General features: G+C 71.2%; 20 protein-coding genes. 7 read left to right on the top strand and 13 right to left on the bottom strand.

The genetic code is table 11. The features are described from left to right. The first annotated feature begins 87 nt into the window (after window positions 1-87). A complete protein-coding gene (gene lepA / locus QP119_RS02625; RefSeq protein WP_284773498.1) occupies window positions 88-1,938 on the top strand; it encodes a translation elongation factor 4 in 1,851 nt (616 codons plus the stop codon). A 3-nt stretch (window positions 1,939-1,941) separates the two neighbouring features. Here the strand turns inward: lepA and QP119_RS02620 are convergent, their stop codons facing one another. The 5 genes from QP119_RS02620 to QP119_RS02600 form a co-directional block, all read right to left on the bottom strand. After that, the gene (locus QP119_RS02620) at window positions 1,942-3,147 is read right to left on the bottom strand and encodes a DUF418 domain-containing protein (protein WP_284773497.1); all 1,206 of its coding nucleotides are present in this window, start codon (window positions 3,145-3,147) and stop codon (window positions 1,942-1,944) included. Then, window positions 3,144-3,791, bottom strand: a complete 648-nt coding sequence (locus QP119_RS02615; RefSeq protein WP_284773496.1) for a DUF1707 SHOCT-like domain-containing protein — start codon at window positions 3,789-3,791, stop codon at window positions 3,144-3,146. The genes QP119_RS02620 and QP119_RS02615 overlap by 4 nt, the downstream gene beginning before the upstream one ends. Window positions 3,792-3,828: 37 nt before the next feature. Next, window positions 3,829-5,703: a BCCT family transporter gene (locus QP119_RS02610; RefSeq protein WP_284773606.1), complete on the bottom strand. Its 1,875-nt coding sequence runs from the start codon at window positions 5,701-5,703 to the stop codon at window positions 3,829-3,831. Between the two features lie 306 nt (window positions 5,704-6,009). Continuing rightward, window positions 6,010-7,326 (bottom strand): HNH endonuclease signature motif containing protein, encoded by a 1,317-nt coding sequence (locus QP119_RS02605; protein ID WP_284773495.1) that lies wholly within the window; start codon window positions 7,324-7,326, stop codon window positions 6,010-6,012. Between the two features lie 594 nt (window positions 7,327-7,920). Then, complete coding sequence (locus QP119_RS02600; protein WP_336620397.1) at window positions 7,921-9,531, bottom strand: FUSC family protein; 1,611 nt, start codon at window positions 9,529-9,531, stop codon at window positions 7,921-7,923. A gap of 189 nt (window positions 9,532-9,720) precedes the next feature. Here QP119_RS02600 and QP119_RS02595 point away from each other — a divergent pair, with 189 nt between their 5' ends. Next, the gene (locus tag QP119_RS02595) at window positions 9,721-11,136 is read left to right on the top strand and encodes a YeeE/YedE thiosulfate transporter family protein (RefSeq protein ID WP_284773494.1); all 1,416 of its coding nucleotides are present in this window, start codon (window positions 9,721-9,723) and stop codon (window positions 11,134-11,136) included. An 82-nt stretch (window positions 11,137-11,218) separates the two neighbouring features. Beyond that, window positions 11,219-12,430 carry a metallophosphoesterase family protein gene (locus tag QP119_RS02590; protein WP_284773493.1) on the top strand — a complete coding sequence of 404 codons (1,212 nt, stop codon included), beginning with the start codon at window positions 11,219-11,221 and terminating at the stop codon, window positions 12,428-12,430. A 24-nt stretch (window positions 12,431-12,454) separates the two neighbouring features. Here the strand turns inward: QP119_RS02590 and QP119_RS02585 are convergent, their stop codons facing one another. From QP119_RS02585 to QP119_RS02570, 3 genes are all read right to left on the bottom strand, one after another. Then, window positions 12,455-12,874, bottom strand: a complete 420-nt coding sequence (locus QP119_RS02585) for a hypothetical protein (protein WP_284773492.1) — start codon at window positions 12,872-12,874, stop codon at window positions 12,455-12,457. Window positions 12,875-13,276: 402 nt separating this feature from the next. Next, the gene (locus tag QP119_RS02575; RefSeq protein ID WP_284773490.1) at window positions 13,277-14,854 is read right to left on the bottom strand and encodes a PTS ascorbate transporter subunit IIC; all 1,578 of its coding nucleotides are present in this window, start codon (window positions 14,852-14,854) and stop codon (window positions 13,277-13,279) included. Between the two features lie 15 nt (window positions 14,855-14,869). Beyond that, window positions 14,870-15,610 carry a PTS sugar transporter subunit IIA gene (locus QP119_RS02570; RefSeq protein WP_284773605.1) on the bottom strand — a complete coding sequence of 247 codons (741 nt, stop codon included), beginning with the start codon at window positions 15,608-15,610 and terminating at the stop codon, window positions 14,870-14,872. 56 nt (window positions 15,611-15,666) lie between these two features. On the opposite strand from QP119_RS02570, the gene QP119_RS02565 reads away from it, so the two are divergent. The 4 genes from QP119_RS02565 to QP119_RS02550 all read left to right on the top strand — a co-directional run bounded on the left by QP119_RS02565 (window position 15,667) and on the right by QP119_RS02550 (window position 19,310). Continuing rightward, on the top strand, window positions 15,667-16,626 hold the full coding sequence (locus tag QP119_RS02565) for a bile acid:sodium symporter family protein (RefSeq protein ID WP_284773488.1): 960 nt from the start codon (window positions 15,667-15,669) through the stop codon (window positions 16,624-16,626). An 11-nt stretch (window positions 16,627-16,637) separates the two neighbouring features. Beyond that, window positions 16,638-16,790, top strand: coding sequence for a hypothetical protein (locus tag QP119_RS02560; RefSeq protein WP_284773486.1), 153 nt, complete (start codon window positions 16,638-16,640; stop codon window positions 16,788-16,790). Window positions 16,791-16,869: 79 nt separating this feature from the next. Continuing rightward, window positions 16,870-18,330, top strand: coding sequence for an MFS transporter (locus tag QP119_RS02555; protein ID WP_423777743.1), 1,461 nt, complete (start codon window positions 16,870-16,872; stop codon window positions 18,328-18,330). A 41-nt stretch (window positions 18,331-18,371) separates the two neighbouring features. Then, window positions 18,372-19,310 (top strand): nucleoside hydrolase, encoded by a 939-nt coding sequence (locus QP119_RS02550; RefSeq protein WP_284773484.1) that lies wholly within the window; start codon window positions 18,372-18,374, stop codon window positions 19,308-19,310. Between the two features lie 4 nt (window positions 19,311-19,314). On the opposite strand, the gene QP119_RS02545 is transcribed toward QP119_RS02550, so the two are convergent. The 5 genes from QP119_RS02545 to panB form a co-directional block, all read right to left on the bottom strand. Then, window positions 19,315-20,553 (bottom strand): amino acid permease, encoded by a 1,239-nt coding sequence (locus tag QP119_RS02545; protein ID WP_284773482.1) that lies wholly within the window; start codon window positions 20,551-20,553, stop codon window positions 19,315-19,317. A 121-nt stretch (window positions 20,554-20,674) separates the two neighbouring features. Next, window positions 20,675-21,586, bottom strand: coding sequence for a ribokinase (locus QP119_RS02540; protein WP_284773481.1), 912 nt, complete (start codon window positions 21,584-21,586; stop codon window positions 20,675-20,677). 54 nt (window positions 21,587-21,640) lie between these two features. After that, entirely contained in the window at window positions 21,641-22,591 is a 951-nt protein-coding gene (locus tag QP119_RS02535) for a DUF808 domain-containing protein (protein ID WP_284773479.1), read from the bottom strand. Between the two features lie 112 nt (window positions 22,592-22,703). After that, window positions 22,704-23,519 carry a pantoate--beta-alanine ligase gene (gene panC / locus QP119_RS02530; RefSeq protein WP_284773478.1) on the bottom strand — a complete coding sequence of 272 codons (816 nt, stop codon included), beginning with the start codon at window positions 23,517-23,519 and terminating at the stop codon, window positions 22,704-22,706. After that, window positions 23,516-24,349 carry a 3-methyl-2-oxobutanoate hydroxymethyltransferase gene (gene panB / locus QP119_RS02525; protein ID WP_284773477.1) on the bottom strand — a complete coding sequence of 278 codons (834 nt, stop codon included), beginning with the start codon at window positions 24,347-24,349 and terminating at the stop codon, window positions 23,516-23,518. Before panB ends, panC begins: the two co-directional genes overlap by 4 nt. Window positions 24,350-24,360 lie beyond the last annotated feature (11 nt).

Here is a 24,360-nt window from a genome sequence, read left to right as displayed (position 1 = left end):
CACATCGGTCGACGTCACCGCTTAGCTTATACCCGCATGTTGGGTAGAGTGGGGCAGGTTCAGCGAAGAAAGGTGACCGAAGCGCACATGTCCACGAATTTCGCCGAGGAGACGTTCACGGACCTGTCCCGGATCCGGAACTTCTGCATCATCGCGCACATCGACCACGGCAAGTCGACGCTGGCCGACCGCATCCTTCAGCTGTCCGGCATCGTCGCCGCCCGCGACATGCGCGACCAGTACCTCGACAACATGGACATCGAGCGCGAACGTGGCATCACCATCAAGGCGCAGAACGTGCGCCTGCCATGGGTGCCGCGCAGCGGGCCGGAGAAGAGCGAGCAGATCGTCCTGCAGATGATCGACACCCCCGGCCACGTCGACTTCACCTACGAGGTCTCCCGCGCGCTCGCCGCCTGTGAGGGTGCGATCCTGCTGGTCGACGCCGCGCAGGGCATCGAGGCGCAGACCCTGGCCAACCTCTACATGGCCATGGAGAAGGACCTGGAGATCATCCCGGTCCTCAACAAGATCGACCTGCCGGCCGCCGAGCCGGACAAGTACGCCCTCGAGATCGCCGGCATCATCGGCTGCGAGCCCGAGGACGTGCTGCGCGTCTCCGGCAAGACCGGCGAGGGCGTGGCCGAGCTTCTCGACGCCGTGTGCGAGCACGTCCCCGCGCCGCACACCGACGCGCCCGCTGACGCCCCGGCGCGCGCGATGATCTTCGACTCCGTCTACGACACCTACCGGGGCGTGGTCACCTACGTGCGCATGATCGACGGCACCCTCAAGCCGCGCCAGAAGGCGCGCATGATGGCCACCGGCGCCGACCACGAGCTGCTCGAGATCGGCATCGTCTCGCCGACGCCGAAGGCCTGCAAGGGGCTCGGCCCCGGCGAGGTGGGCTACCTGATCACCGGCGCCAAGGACGTCCGTGAGACCAAGGTCGGCGACACCGTCACCTGGGCCGCCAAGGGCGCCGAGGAGCCGCTGCAGGGCTACCAGGACCCCTCACCGATGGTCTACTCCGGGCTCTTCCCGATCTCCCAGGAGGACTTCCCGGCCCTGCGTGATGCGCTGGAGAAGTTGCAGCTCAACGACGCCTCGCTCATCTACGAGCCCGAGACCTCCGTGGCGCTGGGCTTCGGCTTCCGCGTCGGCTTCCTCGGCCTGCTGCACATGGAGATCACTCGTGCCCGCCTGGAGCGCGAGTTCGACCTGGACCTGATCTCCACCGCCCCGAGCGTGACCTACCGCGTCGTCGACGAGGCCGGCGCCGAGCACGTCGTGCACAACCCCTCCGACTGGCCCGGCGGCAAGCTGCGCGAGGTCTACGAGCCGATCGTCGACATGACGATCATCGTGCCCAGTGACTTCGTCGGCCCGACCATGGAGCTGTGCCAGTCGCGCCGCGGCGACATGAAGAACATGTCCTACCTGTCCGAGGACCGCGTCGAGCTGCGCTACATCATGCCGCTCGGCGAGATCATCTTCGACTTCTTCGACATGCTCAAGTCCCGCACCCGCGGCTACGCCTCCCTCAACTACGAGGAGGCTGGCGAGCAGGAGGCCGACCTGGTCAAGGTCGACATCCTGCTGCAGGGCGACCCGGTCGACGCGTTCAGCGCGATCGTGCACCGCGACGCCGCCCAGTGGTACGGCAACAAGATGACCAAGAAGCTCAAGGAGCTCATCCCGCGCCAGCAGTTCGAGGTGCCCGTCCAGGCCGCCATCGGCTCGAAGATCATCGCGCGCGAGAACATCCGCGCGGTGCGCAAGGACGTGCTCTCCAAGTGCTACGGCGGCGACATCTCGCGTAAGCGCAAGCTGCTCGAGAAGCAGAAGGCCGGCAAGAAGCGCATGAAGGCCATCGGCTCGGTGACCGTGCCGCAGGAGGCCTTCGTCGCCGCGCTGTCCACCGGCGACGAGAAGTAGGGGTCAGCGCGCGTCCGAGATGCGCCTCCCCGGCCGCGCCGGCAGGTCCTCTGCGGCGATCCGGTCGATCGTCCGCCGCATCAGCGCCTCCAGCGGGCCGCGTTCGAAGCGGCGCCGCCACAGCGGGCAGCCCACCACCGCGACCAGCACCGATCCGGCCAGCCACAAGGGGTGACCGTTCTGCGCGGGCACCGCGATCTCGCCGGGGGCCTGCCCGGTCTGCTCGGTGTAGGCCTCCTCGAAGAGCCGCGACTCGTAGGCGCTCCAGTCCTCCCAGTCGTCCAGCCGGGAGACCTCCTCGCGGAACTCGTCGAAGTCCTTGCCGCCGTAGGGGGAGTAAGGCTCGGAGGAGTAGGGGACCGCGTCGGCGACCTCGGGCCGGTCGAAGATCCCGCTCAGTGGGACGGTCGCGGTCACCACGTGAAGCACGTAGACCGTCAGCGCCATCGCACCCACCGCGCGCAGCGGGAAGACCGCCCGGCGCGGCGCAGGCGCGCGGCAGATCCACAGGCACAGCCCCGTCAGCGCGGCCGCCACGCCGCACGAGTAGAGCACGTCGAGCACCCCGCCGGAGTGACCGACCGGGGAGAGGTACGCCTCCACCACGCCCGTGCTCACCCCGAGCTCTCCTGGGCCCACCAGGTGCCGGTGCACCAGCCCGGCCACCCCGAGTGCGGCACCCAGTAGCGCGGTGCCCACCGCCCACTCACGCGCGGCGAAGAACACCCGGTGCAGCAGCATGCCGAAGACCCCGTAGGCCAGCCAGGCCAGCGGCGGGTAGCCACCGGAAAAGCCCGTGACCACGGCCGCCAGCCCGCTGAAGAGCGTCAGCCCCACGAAGGTCAGCGCGAGCGCCCAGGTGCGCCAGCGGGTCAGCGGGCCCAGCAGCACGTAGATCGCGCCCACGGGCACCAGCACGATGAGGATCGTCGTCGGCAAGAAGCCGAGCACCACGCCGGCGGCCATCAGCAGCAGGCCGCGCACCAGCGCCCGGAAGCGGGCCCGGGCGACGGCCGGCCCGCCCTCCGCGTCGGCGCGCGTGTTCATCAGGGACAGCGAGCAGCCGGCCAGCACAGCGAACATCGCCGAGGGGAAGCCGTCGGTGGCCGTCTCGATCCAGCCGCCCTTGGGCCCCAGGTGCGCGACCATCATGCCGAGCACCGCCAGCCCGCGGGCCAGGTCCAGCCCGGTCAGACGGGGTCGGCTCACGGGAGCCCTCCCGCAGGCACGATCTTCACCTCGACCCCGCCCATGAGCGCCAGGCCGGTCACGCGCACCACCGGGGCGTCGTCGGGCAGCTCCCACTGGTGCACCCGCACCCGCCGGTCGGTGGAGACCTCGAAGCCGCCGAGCACGCCCGCGCCGTCGCAGACCACGCGCACGCCCTCGGGCACGAAGACGTCGATGCCGCCGCAGATCGCGATGGCCGTGATCGTGGTCGAGTGGCTCTCCAGGCGCGCGTCGCTCAGGTCGAGCTCGGTGCCGCCCAGGATCGCCAGCGAGAGGTGGGCCTCCCCGCAGGTCCAGCGCTTCATCTCGGTGCCGCCGAGGATACCCAGCGAGAACCCGCTGGCGTTCTGCACCGAGTGCCCGACCTGGTCGCGCGCATGCGCGACGGCGTCGTGCACCCGGTCGGGCTCGTCACGTCGGGCACGCGCCACGGGCGCCTCGGGCGCGACGTCGTCAAGCAGGCCGTCCAGCTCGTCGGCGAAGCGGGCGTTGAAGGCGGCGGCGGAGCGCTCCTCGAACTCCTCGACGGTCAGCTGGCCGCGGCTCATGGCCTCGGCGAGGAGATCGGAGGTGCGCTGCCGTTCGGCGTCGGTCGCGCGGCGCCGCGGGGTCTTCTCGATCATGCCTTTGAGCTTACGGCCTGGGGCGCATGAGTGCCGCTCACTCGCGGCGTTCGTCGCCCTCCGGGTAGGCCGAGGGGTGCTCGGCGTCGGGGGAGCCGTCGCCCCACTCGCCCGAGGTGTAGTCGTAGCCGACGTCGCGGCCCTCCTCGTCGGTGCGGCGGTACCACTGCGTGTAGTCCTCCGAGGTGGAGTCGAAGGCCGCGCCGGCGCCCATGCCCTTCTCGGAGCGGCGCACGGCGAGCTCGAAGTCGTCGCCGTACTCGGCGAGGCCGCGGTAGACCGCGTTCTTGACCGCCGCGGCGCCGTAGCTGCGGCGCAGCGCCGCCGGGTCGGTCGAGAGATCCTTGATGAAGGCGACCACGAGCGCCAGCAGCACCACCGAGAACGGCAGCGCGATGAGGATGGTCAGCGACTGCAGGCCGGACAGGGCGTCCTCGCCGCCGGTGAGCAGCATGACCACGGCGATGCCCATCATCGCCAGGCCCCAGAAGACCACGACCAGCTTCTTCGGGGCCGTGTCGCCCTGCGAGGAGAGCGTGCCCATGACCACCGACGCCGAGTCCGCGGAGGTGATGAAGAAGACCGCGAGGACGAAGATGAGCATGAACGGGGTCAGCTGCGCCAGCGGCAGGGTGTCGAAGAGCGCGAAGAGCACCTGCTCCGGGGTCGCCGAGCCGTCGAAGCCGGCCACTCCCTCGCGGGAGAGCGTGATCGCTGCGCCGCCGAAGACGGTGAAGGCCAGCGCCAGGATCAGGCTGGGCACCGCGAGGGTGACCACGGCGAACTCGCGCAGCGTGCGCCCGCGGGAGATGCGCGCGATGAACATGCCGACGAACGGCGTCCAGGCGATCCACCAGGCCCAGTAGAAGGAGGTCCAGCCGGACTGGAAGTCGATGGTCTCCTCGCCCCAGGACAGCGACTTGCCCAGCATGGCGGGCAGCTCCTGGAAGTAGGTCAGGATGCCCGAGGGGATGAGGTTGAGCAGGAAGAGCGTCGGGCCCGCGAGGAAGACGAAGGCGACCAGCGCGAGGGTCAGCGTGATGTTCGTGTTGGACAGGTAGCGGATGCCGCGCGAGACGCCCGAGACCGCTGAGAGGATGAACCCGCAGGTCAGCACCGTGATAATCGCGATCAGCGCGTTGTTTCCCAGGGGGCCGGCGCCGGAGACGATCTCGACGCCCTGGCCGATCTGGATCGCGGAGAGCCCCAGCGTGGCGGCCGTGCCGAAGACGGTCGCGAAGATCGCGAGCATGTCGATGACGCGCCCCAGCACCCCGTTGGCGCGCGGGCCCAGCAGCGAGCGGAACGCCGAGGAGAGCAGGGCCGGGCGCCCGCGCCGGTAGGAGGAGTAGGCCAGCGCGCCGCCGACCAGCGCGTAGAGCGCCCAGGCGGCCACGGCCCAGTGGAAGTGCGACTGCGCCATCGCCTGGTGCAGCGCCTCGGGGGTCTCCGGGTCGACGGTGTGCGGCGGCGGGGTCAGGTAGTAGGACAGCGGCTCGGAGGGGCCGAAGAAGAAGATGCCCACGCCGATGCCGGCGCCGAACATCATGGCCACCCAGGAGAAGCGGCTGAACTCGGGTTCCTCGTCGTCGGTGCCCAGCCGGATGCGCCCGAAGCGCGAGCAGGCGAGGTAGACCGTCGCGCCGATGCCGACCATCATCACGACGTTGAGCAGCCAGGACGCGTTGACCATCGCCCAGGAGAAGGCGGTGTCGGCCGTGGCGGCCACGCTGTCGGGGCTGATGATGCCCCAGGCGATGAACGCGACGATCAGCGCGGCGGTCACGCTGAAGACGAAGCGGTCCACGCCGAAGCTGTTGCGCTGGTCGTCGACGCTGATGCCGGGCACCAGCCCGGGGTGGATGTCGTGCGGGTAGATGCCGACGGAGGTCGAGCGGGTCTGGGAGAGCAGCCGGTGGACGAGCTTGCGCTCGTGCACCTCGGGCCGGCTCTTGCGGGGTTGTTCGGGCACCGGGGACGGTCCCTTCCTCGCCCCCGGGGCCCCGGCGTCGCCCCCGCTTGACGACGCCCGCGCGCCGCGCCGTCGGCGCGTCTGCGTGCGGTCGTGCGGTGCTGCGGGGAAAAGACGCGGTGCGCTGCGCGGGCGGTGGAGTACAGGTACCCGGCTGATTATGCCTGCCCGCGGCGGTGGGCCCGAATGTCGCACACATCACGGCCCCCGAACGTGGGGGAGCGACGGCAACGATGACGCCGCCCATCAGAACGGCGGGGGAGCCAGGGGGTCGTAGCCCAGCCCCGCGTTGCGGCGGTGCCGGGCGGCCTCGGCCGCCGCGCGCCGGCGGGTGGCCTTCTCGGCGCGGTACTCGCCGACCGAGCGGGCGAAGCGCGCGCCCTTCGGGCTGAGCGGGCCCTCCGGCACGCTGACCGTCCAGTGTCCCTCGTCGGTCCACCACACGGTGATCCCGGTCGACGGGTCCGCCAGGTAGCGCACGTGTCCCTCGGTCTTGAGATTGTGCCAGCGCTGGGAGAGCCGCGAGAGGTTGTCCAGCGCCGTCGGCCCGCCTGTCTCGTGCGGGACGCGGTGCTCGATCTGGGTGCCCTCGGTCTCGGTGGTCGAGCTCGGCGCGGCGCAGCTGTCGTGCACCCCGGCCGTCCAGGCCTTCAGCCCGGCCGTCGCGTCGTGGGCCTGGGTCTCCTCGAGCCGGCCCTCGTCCAGGTCGCGGTAGGTGGTGATCATGGACCGCCAGCGCTTGTCGGCGTCCTCGTTGAGCCAGCCGGCACCCGGCATCCACACCGGGGCGTTCTCGATGTCCTTGGCCGTGTAGAGGTTCATCGCCACGCTGACCTTGCCCGACTTGGCGAGCAGCTCGTGGAACGCGGTCGCCCGCGAGCAGTCGTAATGGAAGGCGTAGGCGTCCACCTTCTTCATCAGCAGCTGGCCCATGTCCTTGGGCAGCGTCAGGTAGAACTCCGTGACCCCGGGCTTGCGGTCGTCGATGCCGAAGGCGCCGGGGGCCACCGGGTCCTCGTCGACCATGGTGTCGTCGTCGAGGAAGACCTCGGGGTCGAACAGGTTGATCAGCTCGTTGATCTTCTTGGTGATCTGCCTGGTCGTCGGGATCGACTGCCGGGGCGCGGTGGGCGTCAGGAAGTCCGTGATGCCCGCGTCGATCCGTGCGAGCGCCTCGGGGGAGTCGATGATGCTCACGCGCTCGCCGATCTTGCGCAGGCTGACCATCGAGACGTGCGCGAGCATCTCCTGCAGCGCGACGAGCCTCGGCAGCTTCTCCCTGAGGCTGCCCAGGCCGGGGATGTAGGAGTCCTTGATGGTGAAGTGGCTCTCGCCGGTGGCCGCGGACATCCGGGCGGCGTAGTTCTCCAGCTGCTCGTCCGGGCCCGGCAGGTTGTCCATCCATATCCGCCACACGGCACGGCGGGCCTCGCGACCGGCCAGGGCGATCGGGTCGGTGACGTCCGTGTGCGAGTAGAAGAAGGCCGGGTTCGAGCCGTCCGCCGGCGGCACGTGGCCGTCCACGATCAGCTTCGGCGGCGGTGGCGCGGTGGCGTCTCTCACACGTGCGGTGGAACTGGTGTTTGGGTCTTGTGCGGGCTTTTCCTGAGCGTCTCTGCGTCCGGTCATGGTCGTTCTCCACTCCCCGAGAAATGGCGTTGAACTGCGGTGATGCTGGACTTTCCGGTTACGCTGAGCAGTGTATAGGAGGGGCGCGACAGGACGGGTTCACGTGTACGAATAAGGGGCAGGGGAGGGGGAAGTAAACTGCTGCACCGCTGCGTGTGCCAACCGTGGAACCCGTCAACCCTGGGCGCGGTCCCGCGAAACAGCAAAGTACTTCGCCGGGTCAGTCCCCCTCAATTGGCGACGCCCCCGCGCCCCGCCCGGGCTGCGTCCCTCCCCGTCCGTCGGGTCCCCGTCCCGGGGCGGCTGTGCCGCCCCGCTCACGCGCCGGACGCCCCATGTGCCAGACCTCCCACGTATGCGCGCGCCGGCGACCGGCGGGACGTCGTCAATTGAAGGGGGTCAGTCGCCGCTGGCGTGCACGCGGCGGGAGAGCTCGGTGATCTCGTCGAGGGTGAGCTCGCGGGCGTCGTTGCGCGTGCAGTGGTCGAGCAGCGCGTAGCCGGCCTGCTGGATGGCCACGTGGCGCGACTACTCCTTCTCGACGGCCTCGGGGGTGTCGTTGACCAGGGTCTGCGCGGCGCGGCGCTCGGAGGGCAGCTCGTACTGCAGGTCGCGGCGCTCGGCCAGCGCCCCGGCAGGCTCGGTGGTCAGCAGCGCGCCGAGCAGCGAGCCCATCGCCTTGTGGCAGCGCCCGACCAGGCGGGCGTGGTGGCGCGGCTCGGTGTCGGGAAGCCAGAACCACAGCATCAGCAGCGCGAAGGTCACCGCGAGGGCGACCTCCGTGGTGCGCGAGACGACCACCGATCCCAGCGCCGCCGTGCCCGCGCCGTCCATGAGCAGCGCCAGCGGGGTGGTGAAGATGACGCAGAAGGCGTAGTTGCGCACCACGAAGATCTCCGCGAAGAACTGACAGACCGCCAGCACCGCCAGCAGCGACCAGCCCGCCACGCCGGTCGCCTGCAGCAGGGCGAAGAAGGCGATGCCCGCCACGGAGCCGACGAGGCGCTGCACGCCGCGGATCGTGCCCGGCACGCGCGAGCGACCCCACTGCAGGGTCAGCAGCACGCTGACCACGGCCCAGTCCGGGCGGTCCAGCTGCAGGGCCAGGCCGATCGCACCGGCCAGCAGCGAGGCGAGCGCGACCTTCGTCGCCGTCATCGTCGCGTGCGAGTAGGGGTGGATCGAGCGGTAGATGCGGTAGGCGACCGTCGGGCGCGCGTGCGGGATCGCGGTGCGCTCGAGGTCGACGTAGACCGGGGAGTCCTCCATCTCCTCGGACTGCTCGGTGCCGGCGAAGCGGGAGTCGAGACCCGCCAGGCGGCGGTTCGCGGCGACGGTGCGGCGCGCCAGCTCGGAGCGGGCGGGGTCGATGACGTGGCCGCCGCGGACCACACCGGCGTCGGAGAGGCTGACCCAGGCGGTCTGCAGGGCGGACTCGGCCTGGTGCTTCTTGGCCACCGCCGGGCGCGGGGCCTTCGCGAACTCGGCGACGGTGCGCTCGAGGGTCTCCACGGCCTGGCTCTCCGGGCGGTGGCGGTGGATGAGCGCCGGGGCCATGCCGATGACCATGGCGGAGCAGGCGCCGACCAGGGACCACGCGCCGACCTCGACGGGGTTGAGGCCGAGGCGGGCGACCATCGTCGCGCCGCCGCCGACCATGACGATGAAGAAGGAGCCCGGCGGCGGCAGGCGCAGCGCGTTCTGCACGAAGGCGCCGATCGTGGCGATCAGCGCGGTGAAGATCGCCGGCAGCGCGAGCCACCAGTGCGTCGCACCGGCGGAGAGGTGGCTGAAGGCCACGGAGCCGACGAACGCGCCGGAGACCGAGGCCAGCGCGATCAGCCCGCCGGCGACGGCCATGACGCGCCAGCGCGTGCGGTAGGGGTGGCCCTCGCCGTAGATGACGGTGAAGCCGCCGGCGGCGATGAGCAGCATCTCGTTGTCCAAGCCGAGCAGCAACGCCGCCGCGCCCGGCAGGGCGAGGGCGGCGCGCAGCGCGCCGGGCCAGCGCGGGCCCGGGGTGGAGGAGGAGGTCAGCAGCGTCCACGGATCGGGGCGGGCGGGCATCGGCTCCGGGGGTTCGGGCTCGGGTGAGACGGGGGCGCGGGACCGGCGGCCACGGACGGTCTCCTCCTTCATTCTTCGGTTGTGTTCGAACCGGCAAACCTTCTCGCCGTCCGCGGACTTCCGCCCCGGATGTTATGTGGAGCATAGACTGCATTGTCTGGAATCACTAGACAAAGACGTCCGCACCGGGCTAGGATCCCGGACGTTCCCTGAACGCGGCCCCGACCCGGAGCCGCGAGCAAGATCCCCAGAGGAGAACCCATGATCGTCACCGGCCTGGCGCTCGGCGCCGTGCTCGGCATCGTCATGCAGCGCGGGCGCTTCTGCGTCACCGGCATGCTGCGTGACCTCTTCCTGCAGCGCTCCTGGCGCACGCTCGTCGCGCTGTTCATCGTCATCGCCGTCCACGCCGTCGGCATCGCCGCGCTGACCAGCGCCGGCGTCATCGCGCCTGAGGCGACCACCTTCAAGCCCGCCGCGGTGATCATCGGCGGCTTCATCTTCGGGATGGCCATCGTGCTCGCCGGCGGCTGCGCCTCGGGCACCTGGTACCGCTCGGGCGAGGGCCTGGTCGGCTCGTGGATCGCGCTGGTCATGTACTGCCTGTCCGCCGCCGCGATGAAGACCGGCGCGCTGAGCGGCCTCAACGAGTTCCTGCGCTCCTGGGACACCGGCTGGACCGACCTGCCGAGCACCTTCGGCGTCTCGCTGTGGTGGTTCGCCGTCCCGTTCGCCCTGTTCACCGGCTGGGCCGCCAACCGCTTCCTGCAGCGGGAGGCCGCCGCGCCGAAGGTCGCCAGCCTCGGCGGGCCGCGCTGGAGGCGTCCGCTGCACGTCTACGCCGCCGCGGTGGCCGTCGGCGTGCTCGGCGTGATCGCCTGGCCGCTCTCCGCGGCCACCGGCCGCAACGACGGCCTCGGCATCACCACCCCGAGCGCCAACCTGGCCAACTGGACGGTCACCGGAAACCCGCAGCGCATGGACTGGGGCGTGATGCTGGTGCTCGGCATCCTCGTCGGCTCCTACCTCGCGGCGCGCGCGACCGGCGAGTTCCGCGTCCGCCTGCCCGACGCCACCCAGGCGGTGCGCTCCGTGGTCGGCGGCGCCGGCATGGGCGTGGGCGCCTCGCTGGCCGGCGGCTGCACCGTGGGCAACGGCATGGTCCAGACCTCCCTGTTCAGCTACCAGGGCTGGGTCGCGCTGCTGTTCATCGCGCTCGGCGTGGGCGTGGCCGCCAAGCTGTGGCTCAAGCCCGCAGCGGCACCCACCTCCGCCGAGGACGAGGTGCTTGACGAAGCCCCGCCGCACGGCGTCGCCGAGTCCCTCACCGTCGGCGCGCCGCGGCGCGTTGCCGGCGCGGGCGACGGCACGGCCGTCGCCGGCAACTTCCAGGTCGCCACCGGGCTGGTCACGGTGGCCGGCGAGAAGAAGGCCAAGGCCCGCGCGATCGGGCGGGGCCGCTACTTTCTCGACCAGATGGGGGCGGTGTGCCCGTTCCCCCTGATCGAGACCAAGGACGCGCTCGACTCGCTGGACGCCGGCGAGGAGCTGGTCATCGACTTCGACTGCACCCAGGGCACGGAGACGATCCCGCGATGGGCCGCCGAGAACGGCCACGAGGTCACCGACTTCCGCGCCAAGGGCGACGCGGGCTGGCAGATCACGATCCGGAAGTAGCGTTCACCCGGGGTTCACGCCACCGCAACGTCGGCTTCCTACAGTGCATGCGCGACGTCGTCAATCACAAGGAGCATGCACCGTGTCCGCACTAAATCGCCGGGGGTTTCTCACCGGCGCCGGGATCCTGGCCGCCGGACTGGGGATGGGCACCGCCCACGCCCAGTCCTCGTCCGGACGGGAGACCGGCTCGTCCGGGTCCTCGGGGACTGAGGGCGCGCCGGTGGCGGCGGACCTGCGCTTCCGCCCGGACGGCAAGTTCCGCGTGGTGCAGTTCAACGACACCCAGGACTCCCACCTGACCGACCGGCGCACCATCGAGTTCATGGGGCTCGTCCTCGACCGTGAGCGGCCCGACTTCGCGCTGATCAACGGCGACGTGATCGCCTCCGGGCCGACCACGGACGAGCAGGTCTACCAGGCGCTCAACAACGTGGTGCGCCCGATGGAGGACCGCTCGGTGCCGTGGGCGATCACCTTCGGCAACCATGACGAGGACCCCAACGAGGAGCCCGGGGTCAACGTGAGCAAGCCGGACATGGTCGACTTCGTGCGCCGCTACCGGCACAACCTCAACTCGCCGGCCGAGACCGGCGGCTACGGCAACTCGAACGTCCACCTCGTCATCGGTGACTCGGCCGCCGGCGACCCGCGCTTCGCGCTGTGGCTGCTGGACTCGGGCTCCTACCTGCCCGACGAGGTCGCCGGCCAGTCCAAGGAGGACCTGCCGGGCTACGACTACATCCGCCCGCAGCAGATCGAGTGGTACCGCGGGGAGTCGCTGCGTACCGAGCGGGCCTGCGGGCATCGGGTCGACTCGCTGATGTTCTTCCACATCCCGACCTTCGAGCACCGCGACATGTGGTTCGGCGGGCCGGGCAAGGACGGGCTGGTCGCCCACGGGCGTGCCGAGCGCCGCCACGGCATCGAGGGCGTCAAGAAGGAGGACGTCTACCACGGCTCCTTCAACTCCGGCATCTACTCGGCCGTCGTGGAGCGCGGGGACGTGCGCGGCATCTACTGCGGGCACGACCACATCAACTCGTTCCGGGGCAATTTCTTCGGCGTGGAGCTGGGCTACTGCCCGGGCACCGGGTTCGGCACCTACGGGCTGATGGACGGCACCTGGGCGATGCACACCATGCGCGGGGCGCGCGTCTTCGACCTCGACGAGAACGCCGACGGGGTCTACACGGGCACCCGGCTCGTCTTCGCCAAGGACCTCGGCGTCGACATGAACCCGGCCGGCCAGCCCATCGAGGAGCCCGAGGCGTTCCCGGACTACGTGCGCTAGGGCGCGCGGGCCCGGGACCTGCGGCTAGAGCTCCCGGGTCTCCACGCGCATGCCGATGGTCGCCGACTGGCCCGGGGCCAGGGCGAAGCCGCGCAGGCGGGTGCCCAGGCGGGCCGGCTCGACGCAGACGAAGCGGCGCCAGCCGTCGGCGTCCAGGTCGCCGGGGGCGTCGGCCTCGCCGGGGTTCCACACCACGGTGTGGTCCGCGCCCTGGTCGAAGACGGCGATCTCGCGGCCGCCCGCCCGGTCGATGATGCGGGTCGGGCCGCCGACGGCGGCGTGCGGCTCGCGGGAGTCGACCAGCGTGCCGTCGAACTCGTAGGTGCGCCCGTCGGCGCGGGCGACCAGGACCTGCGTGACGTCGGAGACCGCGAAGTAGGGGTGCAGCGCCAGCTGGACCGGCTGGGTGGTGATAACCGCGGTTGAGCACGTCGAGGCCCACACTCAGCGAGTCGGCGGCGGCGCGCACGGTGAGCACGAGGCGCAGGCCGCGCCAGGTCACCCAGGCGTCGTAGCCGTCCTCGTGCAGCTCGTGGTCCCACTGACGGCGCCGGGCCCAGCCGTGGGCGGGCTCGCGGCCTGCGATCAGGTCGTTGAACCACGGGGCGATGACGGGCACGCCGCCGCGGATCGAGGAGCCGGGGGAGTAGTCGGCGTCGGCGGAGAGGAAGAACAGCTCGCCGGTGGCCGAGTCGGCGGACAGCAGGTGCGCGCCGTGGTCGGTGAAGGTGACGGGGCCGGCGACCTGGGCGTCGGCGGCCCCGGGGATCTCGGGGCGGGGGAAGGGCTGGGTCATGCGACCCAGCCTAACCGGCCCCGCCCAGCCGAACTCACGGCAGCGGCGGGTCAGTCCACCGGCGCCGGGGGCGGGGTGGGCGCGCCGGCCGGCGGCGCGATCTTGGGGTAGTTCGCCGAGGTACCGGCAGCCGCACCGTCGGCGTCGGCGCCCGAGGAGGCCGCGGCGGGGGCCGCCGAGCCCGGCTTCTCGCGCCAGGGCGTCGGATCCCAGTCGCCCTCTACCAGCTTCTTCTGGCTGAACAGGCCGAGGCCGAAGACGGCCGCGCCGACCAGCACGATGAGCACCAGGCCGGCCACGCCGCCGACGTTGCCGGCGGAGCCGATCAGGATGCCGAACCAGCCGAAGTCGGCGTCGCCGAAGGTGGTGTTCTCGGAGCCGAAGGCGCCGAGCACGCCGAGCAGGAAGGCCGGCAGGAAGGTGATCAGCAGGCCGTTGGCGAAGGCGCCGGCGGCGGCACCGCGGCGCCCGCCGGTGGCGTTGCCGTAGACGCCGGCCGCGCCGCCGGTGAAGAAGTGCGGCACGAGGCCGGGCAGGATCAGCGCGGCGCCGAAGGCCGGGTTGAGCCACAGGGAGAGCACCGCGAGGCCGACCAGGCCGCCGAGGAAGGAGGAGATGAAGCCGATGAGCACGGCGTTCTGCGCGTAGGGGAAGACGATCGGGGCGTCGAGCGCCGGGATCGCACCGGGCACGACCTTGGCGGCGATGCCCTGGAAGGCGGGCACTAGCTCGCCGAGGATGGTGCGCACGCCGAAGAGGATCACGGCGACGGCCACGCCGAACTGCAGGCCCTCGGTGAAGGACTGCATGATGAAGTTGCCCGGGCCGCTCGCCCCGTCGGGGAAGGCGGCGTAGGCGGCCTCGGTGCCCTGGCGGGCCATGGACAGGAATGCCAGCACGATGTACATCAGCGACATCGACAGGGCGGTGGCGACCATCGAGTCGCGCAGGAAGCGCAGGCCGTCGGGAAGCTCGAGCTCCTCGGTGGAGCGGCTCTCGTGCCTGCCGCGCCCGCCGACGAGCTTGCCCACGGAGCCGGAGAGCAGGTAGCCGGCGGTGCCGAAGTGGCCGATGGCCACCGAGTCGTCGCCGGCGATGCGCCGGGTCCACGGGTGGGCGATGGCGGGCAGCGAGACCATCAGGACGCCCAGCAGCACGGCGCCGAGGGCGATGACCAGCCAGTCGTCGTAGCCGGCGGTGATCAGGATGATCGCGAGTATCGTCGCCATGAACAGCACGTGGTGGCCGGTCAGGAAGACGTAGCTGAGCGGGGTGAAGCGGGCGAGCAGCAGGGAGACGGCGAAGCCGAGGATCATCACCCAGGCGACCTGGGAGCCGTACTGCTGCTGGGCGATGCCGGCGATGGCCTCGTTGGTGGGCACCACGCCCTGGGCGCCGAGCGCGCCCTGGATCATCACGCCGAGCGGCTCGAGGGTGGCGGAGACGAGCGTGGCGCCGGCGCCGATGAGCAGGAAGCCGAGCGTGGCCTTGATGGCCCCGCCGATGACCTGGCCGACGGAGCGGCGCATGGCCGCCAGGCCGACGGCGGTGATGATGCCGATGAGGAACGCCGGCACCGAGAGGATCTCGTTGACGAGGAATTGGGGGATGGCGATCAGCCAGTCCATGTGCAGGCTCCTTGCCTAGATGTCGTAGAGCTCGCGCAGCGCGGCGTCGATCTCGGTGGTGGAGGTGAAGTCCTCGATGACGTGGACGGGTATGCCCACGTCGCCGAGGGTGCGGGCGATCTCGCCGGAGGTCAGCACGAGGTCGGCCTCCTTGGCCTTGCCCTTCGCGGAGATGGTGTCGGTGGCCTCGACGGTGATAAAGGGCGCCCAGCCCCAGCGGTCGAGCACGTCCTCGAGGGTGTTCTTCAGGAAGAGCGAGGTACCCAGCCCGTTGCCGCAGACGGTGAGGATCTTGTTGTGGGTGTTGTGCTCCTGTTTGCTTGACGACGCCGCGCCTGCCGCGGCGTCGAGCGCCTCGCGCAGCTCGGCGGGGGTGCGCGCGGCGTCGAGCGCCGCGCGGCGTCGGGAATTGCCCAGCAACTTCGCCAACTGGGCCATGGCGGTGGTGTGCGCCTTGTCGTCGGTGGCGGCGAGCGCCACGACGAGGCCCACGGGGTCGTTCTTGGCGTGGCCGAACTCGACGGGCTCGGCCAGGCTCAGCCAGGCGATGCCGGTGCGGTGGACGGCCGCGGAGGGGCGGGCGTGGGCGAAGGCGAAGCCGGGGGAGATGACGATGTAGGGGCCGTGTTCCTCGAGGCCGGCGATCATGGCGTCGGTGTAGGCGGGCTCGGCGACGCCGGCGGCGCCGAGGAGGTCCCCGGCCTGGCGCAGGGCGTCGTGCCAGTCCTTCGCGCGGGTGTCGAGGGCTAGTGTGATCCATACAGTGGGAAGACGTTCTCACATCTTGATACATCGGAAGGAAGGCGAATACCGTGACCCAGACGAACCTGGACACCCGCGCGACCGACAACCGCAGTGCACGAATTGTTGTGACCGGCTTCCCGATTTTCATTCTCCTCGGTACCGCCATCGCCTTCTTCTTCCCCAAGCCCTTCATTCCGCTGACCGACCACATCACCGCGTTCCTGATCGTGATCATGTTCTCGATGGGCCTGACGCTGACGCTGCCCGACTTCAAGGTCGTGGTCACCCGTCCGGCGCCCGTGTTCATCGGCGTGGTCGCCCAGTTCGCGATCATGCCGCTGCTGGCCGTCGGCGTGGCCAAGGTGCTGCGCCTCGACCCGGGCATCGCGGTCGGCCTGCTGATGCTGGGCTCGGTGCCCGGCGGCACCTCCTCGAACGTCATCGCCTACCTGGCGAAGGGCGACGTGGCCGTCTCCGTGGCCATGACCAGTGTCTCCACGCTGGTCTCGCCGGTCATGACCCCGATCCTGATGCTGCTGCTCTCCGGCACCCGCACCGACGTCGACCCGGGCGCGATGGCGCTCAGCCTGGTCGAGACCGTGCTCGCACCCGTCGTCGGCGGCCTGATCGTGCGCGCCGTGGCCAACGACCTGGTCGACCGCATCCTGCCGGTCCTGCCGGTGGTCTCCATCGTCTTCATCGGCGGCGTCGTCTTCGGCACCGTCGGCGCGAACGCGGAGCGGCTGGCCAGCATCGGCGCCGGCGTCTTCATCGCTGTGCTGCTCCACAACGCGCTGGGCTACCTGCTGGGCTACCTGACCGGCAAGGTCTTCCGCCTGCCGGAGACGGTCAACCGCACCCTGGCCGCCGAGATCGGCACCCAGTCGGCCGGCCTGGCCTCGGGCATGTCCGCCCGGTTCTTCGCGTCCGAGGCCGCGCTGCCCGGCGCGGTCGCGGCGGTGCTGCACAACATCACCGGCGCGATCTACGCGGCGTTCATGCGGCGCCGCCCCCTGCCGGAGGCCTAAGATCCGGAGGCATGGAGCACCACCGGAACCACGGTGCGCACCGGCTCGGAGCTGAGCCGGACTCCGCGCACGACGAGGACCTGGACGCACTCGAGGAGACCTTCGAGGTGCCCGAGGAGCACGTGCTCGACTTCGCCGAGCTGCCCCGCTGGTACGCGGGCTGACCGGCGCCGGCGCGCGGGGCCCTGCCGTCCCGGCCCGGCGCGCGGTGTCCACGGGACGGCCCCGGAGAAGGGATCCCAGATGACCACCCCGGAGATGTCCACCCCGGCGAAGGTGCCGGCAGGCCAGGCCGCCGTGCTGGTGGCGGTGCTGATGACCGCCGTCTTCGCCTTCCAGCTCAACGCCTCCATGCTCTCGCCGGCGCTGGCGACGATGGAGACGGAGCTCAACGCCACCGCCGCCCAGATCGGCCTGACCCAGACCGCGTTCTTCACCGCGGCCGCGCTGTTCTCCCTCTTCCTGCCCCGCTGGGCGGACCTCATCGGCCGGCGCCGCGTGCTGGTCGGGATGATGGCCGTGATGCTGGTCGGCTGCGTGCTCGCCGCGCTCGCCCCGAACGTCACGGTCCTCTTCATCGCCCGCGTCATCCAGGGCGTGGCGGGCCCGACGGTGCCGATGGCGCTGATCATGCTGCGCGTCCAGGTGCCCGAGGAAGGCCAGTACGCCTTGCTGATGGCCATCATCACCTCCGTCAACGGCGGCATCGCCGGCGTCGACGCCCTCGCCGGCGGCTGGTTGGCCTCCCACCTCGGCTTCCGCTCGATCTTCTGGGTGATGGCCGCCTTCGCCGCCGCCGGCGCGATCGCCGTGCGGCTGCGCACCCGCGAGTCCACCGCGATCGAGACCCCGCCGATGGACTGGGCGGGCGTGCTGCCCGCCGTCATCGCGCTGGCCGCCCTGCTGACCGCCTTCAACGAGGCGGGCAAGCTGGCCGCGGCCAACTGGTTCCTCGTCGCGGTGCTCGTCATCGTCGGCGCGGCCGGCGCCGTGGTCTTCTGGAACGTGGAGAAGAAGGTCGCCCACCCGCTGGTGCCCGTGCACTACCTGCGCCAGCGGCGCACCTGGGCGCTCTTGACCACCACGCTGCTGACCATGACCGGTGTCTTCGCCGTGATGAACGGCCTGATCCCGAACCTGGGCCAGGACGCCAACGTCGGCGCCGGCATGGACGCCGACTCCGTGTCCTGGGTGACGCTGACCCCCTACGCGATCGCGGGCCTGGTCTTCGGGCCGGTCGCCGGCGCGCTGGCCGCGAAGTTCGGCTACCGCCTCATCCTCCAGGTCGGCCTGGTCGGCACCGTCGCCGGCCTCTTCCTCGGGGTGTGGGTCGTCGGGGTCACCGCCCCCTGGACGCTGCTGCTGGTCTCCGTGTTCGTCGGCGTGACGTACGCCGGCATCTCCAACATCATGCTCAACGGCCTGGGCATCGTGCTCAGCCCCGCGGACAACCCGGGCTACCTGCCGGGCATGAACGCCGCGGCCTTCAACCTCGGCGCGGGCCTGTCCTTCGCTGTCCTCTTCGCCGTGCTCACGGCGCTCTCGGAGACCGGCGCCGACGGCACCACCGCCGCCACGGCGGCCGGCTACTCCGGCGGCATCCTCACCGGCGCGGTGATCCTGGTCGCCGCGCTGCTGACCTCCTTCCTCATCCCGCGGCCGGAGTCGCTGACCGACAACGCGGCCGCCGCGGAACTCGACTGACCCCCGCCTGAACCGGAACCGAAACAGAAAGGGAAAAGACCATGACCCGCAAGATCATCCTCGACTGCGACCCCGGCCACGACGACGCGGTGGCCATTCTCCTGGCCGCCGGCAACCCGGAGATCGAGCTGCTCGGCGTGACCACCGTCGGCGGCAACCAGACCCTGCAGAAGGTCACCTACAACGCCCGCCAGGTCATGACCGTCGCCGGGATCACCGACGTGCCGCTGCACGCCGGCGCGACCCGCCCCCTCGTCCACGAGGTCGAGGTCGCCGGGGACATCCACGGCGAGACCGGCATGGAGATCCACGGCTTCGAGCTGCCCGAGCCGCAGATCGAGGTCGCCGACGGCCACGCCGTGAACTACATCATCGACACGATCATGTCCGAGGAGCCCGGCACCGTGACCCTGGTGCCCACCGGCCCGCTGACCAACATCGCCCTGGCCGCCCGCCTCGAGCCGCGCATCGTCGAGCGCGTGCGCGAGGTCGTGCTCATGGGCGGCGGCTACCACACCGGAAACTGGTCGGCGACCGCCGAGTTCAACATCAAGGTCGACCCGGAGGCTGCGCACGTGGTCTTCAACGAGCCGTGGCCGGTGGTCATGGTCGGTCTGGACCTGACGCACCAGGCGCTGGCCACGCGCGACGTCGAAAATCGCTTCCGGGAGCTGGGCACCGACGTCGGCGACTTCGTCGTCGGCCTCTTCGGCTTCTTCCGAGAGTCCTACAGGGAGGCGCAGGGCTTCGACGACCCGCCGGTCCACGACCCGTGCACCGTGGCGTACCTGATCGACCCGAGCATCGTCCAGACGCAGAAGATGCCCATCGACGTCGAGCTGCGCGGCGAGCTGACCGTCGGCATGACGGTCGCGGATCTGCGCGCGCCGGCGCCGGCCGACTGCCACACCTCCGCGGCGGTCAAGCTCGACCACGGGCGCTTCTGGGACCTCGTCGTCGACGCGGTCAAGGCGCTCTGAGGATCTAGAACATCGCGTAGATGACCGCGCTGATGGCCACCAGGCCCGCCACCACGACGAAGACGTTGGAGGCGTGCCTGCGGTAGGGCGCCAGCGCGGGCACCTTGCGGATCGCGTACATCGGCATCAGGTAGAGCAGCGCGGCGATGACGGGCCCGGAGAGCGTCTCGATCAGGTCGAGCACGCCCGGATTGAGCACCGCCGCCAGCCACGTGGTCAGGAAGATGAACGCGTAGACGCCCAGCTGCAGCCCGCGCTCGGGCAGGGGACGATTGACGACGCCGCGCACGATGCTCGCCGCGCCCTCACTTGCGCCGAGCACGTGGCCGAAGTACGAGGAGACGATCGCGGCGATCGCGATGACCGGCGCCAGGTGGGTCAGCACGGGGTTGTCGAAGACGTTGGCCAGGTGCGAGAGCACCGGCAGGTTCGCCTCGCGGGCGTCGGCCAGCCCGTCGGCGCCGAGCGCGAGCGAGCAGGACCACACGAAGAACATCGTGAAGACGGTCAGCAGGGTGGCGGTGACCGCGAGCACGACGCTGGCGCGCCGGGCGGCGTTCCCGCCGTGGGTGCGCTGCATGGCCAGCGAGAACTGCGAGATGGCCGGCGAGTGGTTGAAGGAGAAGACCAGCACCGGGATGACCAGCCAGATCGCGCCGACGGTGGCCCACACCCAGGGCGAGGGCGCGCCGAAGAAGCCCTCGAGGTTCCAGGAGGGCACCAGGTACAGCGAGATCGCGCCGAGCAGGAAGATCAGCGGGTAGACCAGCACCTGGGTCACGGCGAGCATGAGCTTCTGGCCGAAGACCATCACCAGGGTCATCGAGCCGACGAGCAGGCCGGAAAGCAGCACGCGGTTGATCTGCGGACCGCCGAGCTGGTTGACGATCAGGCTGTCGACGGTGTTGGTGATGCTCACCCCGTAGATGAGCACGATCGGGTAGATCGCCGCGAAGTACAGGACGCTGACCACCCAGCCGGCGGTGTTGCCGAAGTAGTCGCTGGCGACGACGGTGATGTCCTCGCCCTTGCGCGGGGAGACGCAGACCATGCGCGCGAGCGCGCGGTGCGAGAAGTAGGTCATCGGCCCGATCAGGAGGGTCGCGATGATCAGCGGCCACACGCCGGACGCGCCGGCGTTGATCGGCAGGAAGAGGATGCCGGCGCCGACGGCGGTGCCGAACAGGGAGATCGCCCAGCTGGCGTCGATCCGCCGGGTGTGGGTGGGGGTGGCAGCGGTCATGGAGGGCCTCGGGACGGGGACAGTGCGTGGGCCGACATCCCAGCCCGGGTGTGTCGACCGTGACAATGCTAGCGAGCGGGTGTCCCGCCCCGATAACCGCGCCGGTCAGGGGTGCGCCGCTCTAGACCTCCGGCAGGGCGTCGCCGACGCGCGGGTAGGAGGCCTGCGCGCCGCGCCCGGTGGCGGCGAAGGCACCCACCCGGGCCGCGTAGCGCGCGGCGTCGCGAATCGTGTCGCCGGCCACCAGGCGGGCGACGTAGGCGCCCGCGAAGGCGTCACCGGCGCCGACGGTGTCCACCGCCTCGATCTTCGGGGTGGGGATCGCCGTGGTGCCCTCGGCGTCGGCGACCATCGCGCCGGCCGCACCGAGCGTGAGCACCACGGAGTTGAAGCCCACCTCGAGCAGCGCGGCGGCCAGGTGCTCCGGGTCCTCGGAGTCGATGCCCGCGCCCAGCTGGTCGAGGATGAGGCCGGCCTCGTGCTCGTTGGCCATCAGGGGGTCGGCGGCCAGCAGCGCGCCGCGGTCGACCTCGATGACCGGGGCCAGGTTGACCACCACGCGCACGCCCGCTTCCCGGGCGACGGCGACGGCCGCGGCGAAGCCCTCGGCGGGGATCTCGCCCTGCAGCAGCACGACCTCGGCGCCGGCGATCAGGTCGCGGGCCTTCTCGACCGCGGCGGCGTCGACGGTGCCGTTTGCGCCGGCGACGACGAGGATCGTGTTCTCGCCGGCGGCGTCGACGGTGATGACGGCCAGGCCGGTCGTCTCGTCGGTCTCGGCGACGGCGGCGAGGTCCACCCCGGCGTCGCGCAGCAGCTCGGTGGCCGGGCCGGCGTAGGCGTCGCGGCCGACGGCGCCGACCATCGCGACCTCGGCGCCGAGGCGGGCGGCGGCGACGGCCTGGTTGGCGCCCTTGCCGCCGGCGGTGATCCCGCCGCCGGTGGCCATCAGCGTCTCGCCGGGCTGCGGGTGGCGGGCGACGCGGGTGTTGAGGTCCGCGTTGATCGATCCGACGACGACGATCTTGCTCATGGATGCTCCTTCGTAGGGGTCCGTTGCGAACCAGCCTAGCGCCGGTGCGGGGCCTCAGGCGTGGGCGTGCGCCTCCGCTCCCGGGCTGTGGCCGCGGCCGCGGGCGCGCTGGATTCCCCAGACGATCCCGGCCACCGCCGAGCCGACGATGAAGCCGGCGACGGCGGAGCAGGCGGTGTCGATCAGCCAGCTCAGCGCGCCGATGTCGGTGAGCCCGGCGAGGTGGACGGCCAGCTCGTGCGGGGCGTGCCAGCCGAACTCGGCCACGCCGACGACGAGGATGTGCCCGCCGACCCAGAGCATCGCGAAGGTGCCCACCACGGAGAGCACGGTCATGATCTTCGGCATCGCGTGGACCATGCCGCGGCCGAGAGCGGCGAGCGCGCCGTCGGACTCGCGGTCGAGGTGCGCGCCGACGTCGTCCATCTTGACCAGCAGCGCCACGACGCCGTAGACGCCGCCGGTGACCAGCAGTGCGACGACGATGAGCACGGCCGCGCGCATCCACAGCGGCTCGTCGGCGACCTCGTTGAGGGAGATGACCATGATCTCCGCGGACAGGATCAGGTCGGTGCGGATGGCCGCCTTGACCACGTCGTCCTCGCTGCGGCCGCCCTCGTCGTGGTGGCTGGCCGCGCCGTGGCCCTTGCCCAGCAGGTACTCCCAGATCTTCTCCGCGCCCTCGAAGGCGAGGTAGGTGCCGCCGCACATCAGGATCGGGGTCAGCGCCCAGGGCGCGATCCAGCTGAGCAGGAGGGCGATCGGCAGGATGATGACGATCTTGTTGACCAGGGAGCCCTTGGTGATCCGCCAGATCATCGGCAGCTCGCGCGCCGGCGAGGCGCCCTTGAGGTAGCCCGGGGTCACCGCGGTGTCGTCGACGACGACGGCCGCCGCGCGGGAACTGGTCTTGCCCGCCGCCGCGGCGACGTCGTCGGCCTGGGCCGCGGCGTTGCGCGCGATGACGGAGATGTCGTCGAGGAGGGCTGCGAGTCCGCCGGCCACGGTGCGACCACCTTTCCGTTTCGGGGTCACCCGCGGCGCGCGGGCGATGATTACCCCACCACGATATGGCACGAGCGCGACCGGCGCGCGGTCAGCCGTCCCGGCCGATGACCTACCCGAGGATGCGGTTGTCGATCAGGCGGGTGCCGCCCACGCGGACCGCGCCGAGGGCGAGGGGGCCCTCGGGGTCGGCGGTGAAGGTCGCCGGGTCGACGACCTCGAGGTAGTCCAGCTCCACGCCCTCGGCGGCGGCCAGCTCGGCGCGCGCGGTCTCCAGGTCGGTGCCCTCCGCGATCGCCTCGAGGGCGCGCGGCAGGGCCAGCGCCCGGGAGCGGGCCTCAGGGGAGAGGTGCTGGTTGCGGCTGGACTCGGCCAGGCCGTCGGCGGCGCGCACGATCGGCACCGCGCGGACCTCCGGGCCCAGGTTCAGGTCGGCGACCATGCGGCGCACGATCATCAGCTGCTGGGCGTCCTTCTGGCCGAAGTAGGCGCGCGTCGGCCGCACCAGGCTGATCAGCTTGGTCACCACGGTGGCCACGCCGTCGAAGTGGCCCGGACGCCAGGCGCCCTCGAGCACCTCGCCCATCCGGCCGGTGCGCACCCACACCTCGGGCACGCCCTGCGGGTACATCGCCTCCGGCTCGGGGGCGAAGATGACGTCGACGCCCTTGTCGGAGAGGAAGGCGGCGTCCTTGTCGACGTCGTGCGGGTAGTTGCGGTAGTCGTCGCAGTCGCCGAGGTCGGTGAACTGCAGCGGGTTGACGAAGATGCTGACGACGACGTGGTCGTTCTCCTCGGCGGCCTTCGCCACGAGCGAGGCGTGGCCCGAGTGCAGGGCACCCATGGTGGGCACCAGGCCCACGGTGCCGTCCAGCTCGGCGAGCGCGGCGTGCAGCTCCTCGGGGGTACGGGTGACGACGGGGCTCACTTGTTCTGCTCCTTGGAATCCTCGAAGCTCTCGGCGGCGGCCGGGAAGGTGCCGGCCTCCACCTCGTCGGCGTAGGTGCGTGCGGCGGCGAGGAGGTCCTCGCCGAGCTGCGCGAAGCGGCGCACGAAGCGCGGGGCGCGCCCGCGCCCCAGGCCGAAGGCGTCGGTCCAGACCAGGATCTGGCCGTCGCAGCCGGCGCCGGCGCCGATGCCGATGGTCGGGATGGCCACCTCGGCGGTCACCCGGGCGGCGAGCTCGGCGGGCACCATCTCCAGCACCACGGCGCACGCACCCGCCTCGGTGACCGCCGCGGCGTCGGCAAGCAGACGCTCGGCAGCGTCGCCGCGCCCCTGCACGACGTGGCCACCGAGGGCGTGCTCGGACTGCGGGGTGTAGCCGATGTGGGCGACGACGGGGATGCCGGCGTCGACGATGCGGCGGATGGTCGGGGCCATCTCGACGCCGCCCTCGATCTTGACGGCGGCGACGCCGGTCTCCTTCATCAGGCGCACCGAGGAGGCGACCGCCTGGGCGTCGGACTCCTCGTAGCTGCCGAAGGGCAGGTCGCAGACGACGAATGCGCGCTTCGCGGCGCCGGCGACGGCGCGCGCCATGGTGATCATCTCCTCGAGCGTGATCCCCAGCGTGGAGTCCTGGCCGAGCACGACGTTGGCCGCCGAGTCCCCGACGAGGAGCAGGTCGATGCCCGCCTCGTCGAAGATGGCGGCCGTCAGGGCGTCATAACTGGTCAGGGCCGTGATCTTGGTGCCCTGGGCCTTGGCCTGGGCGAGATGGCGGGTGCGCACCCGTCGAGCATCAATACCGTGCATGTCACGGAATT

The organism is Corynebacterium frankenforstense, from assembly GCF_030211955.1.
In the GTDB taxonomy this organism is placed as follows: domain Bacteria; phylum Actinomycetota; class Actinomycetes; order Mycobacteriales; family Mycobacteriaceae; genus Corynebacterium; species Corynebacterium frankenforstense_A.
The sequence above is the reverse complement of the archived record's forward strand: the minus strand, read 5'-3'. Positions and strand labels throughout refer to the sequence as shown.

Bases quoted from the DNA above. Each gene is read 5' to 3' on its own strand.
- lepA (WP_284773498.1), top strand. From the start codon at position 88: ATGTCCACGAATTTCGCCGAGGAGACGTTCACGGACCTGTCCCGGATC.
- QP119_RS02615 (WP_284773496.1), bottom strand. From the start codon at position 3,791: ATGATCGAGAAGACCCCGCGGCGCCGCGCGACCGACGCCGAACGGCAG.
- QP119_RS02600 (WP_336620397.1), bottom strand. From the start codon at position 9,531: ATGAAGGAGGAGACCGTCCGTGGCCGCCGGTCCCGCGCCCCCGTCTCA.
- QP119_RS02595 (WP_284773494.1), top strand. From the start codon at position 9,721: ATGATCGTCACCGGCCTGGCGCTCGGCGCCGTGCTCGGCATCGTCATG.
- QP119_RS02575 (WP_284773490.1), bottom strand. From the start codon at position 14,854: ATGGACTGGCTGATCGCCATCCCCCAATTCCTCGTCAACGAGATCCTC.
- QP119_RS02560 (WP_284773486.1), top strand. From the start codon at position 16,638: ATGGAGCACCACCGGAACCACGGTGCGCACCGGCTCGGAGCTGAGCCG.
- QP119_RS02555 (WP_423777743.1), top strand. From the start codon at position 16,870: ATGACCACCCCGGAGATGTCCACCCCGGCGAAGGTGCCGGCAGGCCAG.
- QP119_RS02550 (WP_284773484.1), top strand. From the start codon at position 18,372: ATGACCCGCAAGATCATCCTCGACTGCGACCCCGGCCACGACGACGCG.
- QP119_RS02545 (WP_284773482.1), bottom strand. From the start codon at position 20,553: ATGACCGCTGCCACCCCCACCCACACCCGGCGGATCGACGCCAGCTGG.
- QP119_RS02540 (WP_284773481.1), bottom strand. From the start codon at position 21,586: ATGAGCAAGATCGTCGTCGTCGGATCGATCAACGCGGACCTCAACACC.
- panB (WP_284773477.1), bottom strand. From the start codon at position 24,349: ATGCACGGTATTGATGCTCGACGGGTGCGCACCCGCCATCTCGCCCAG.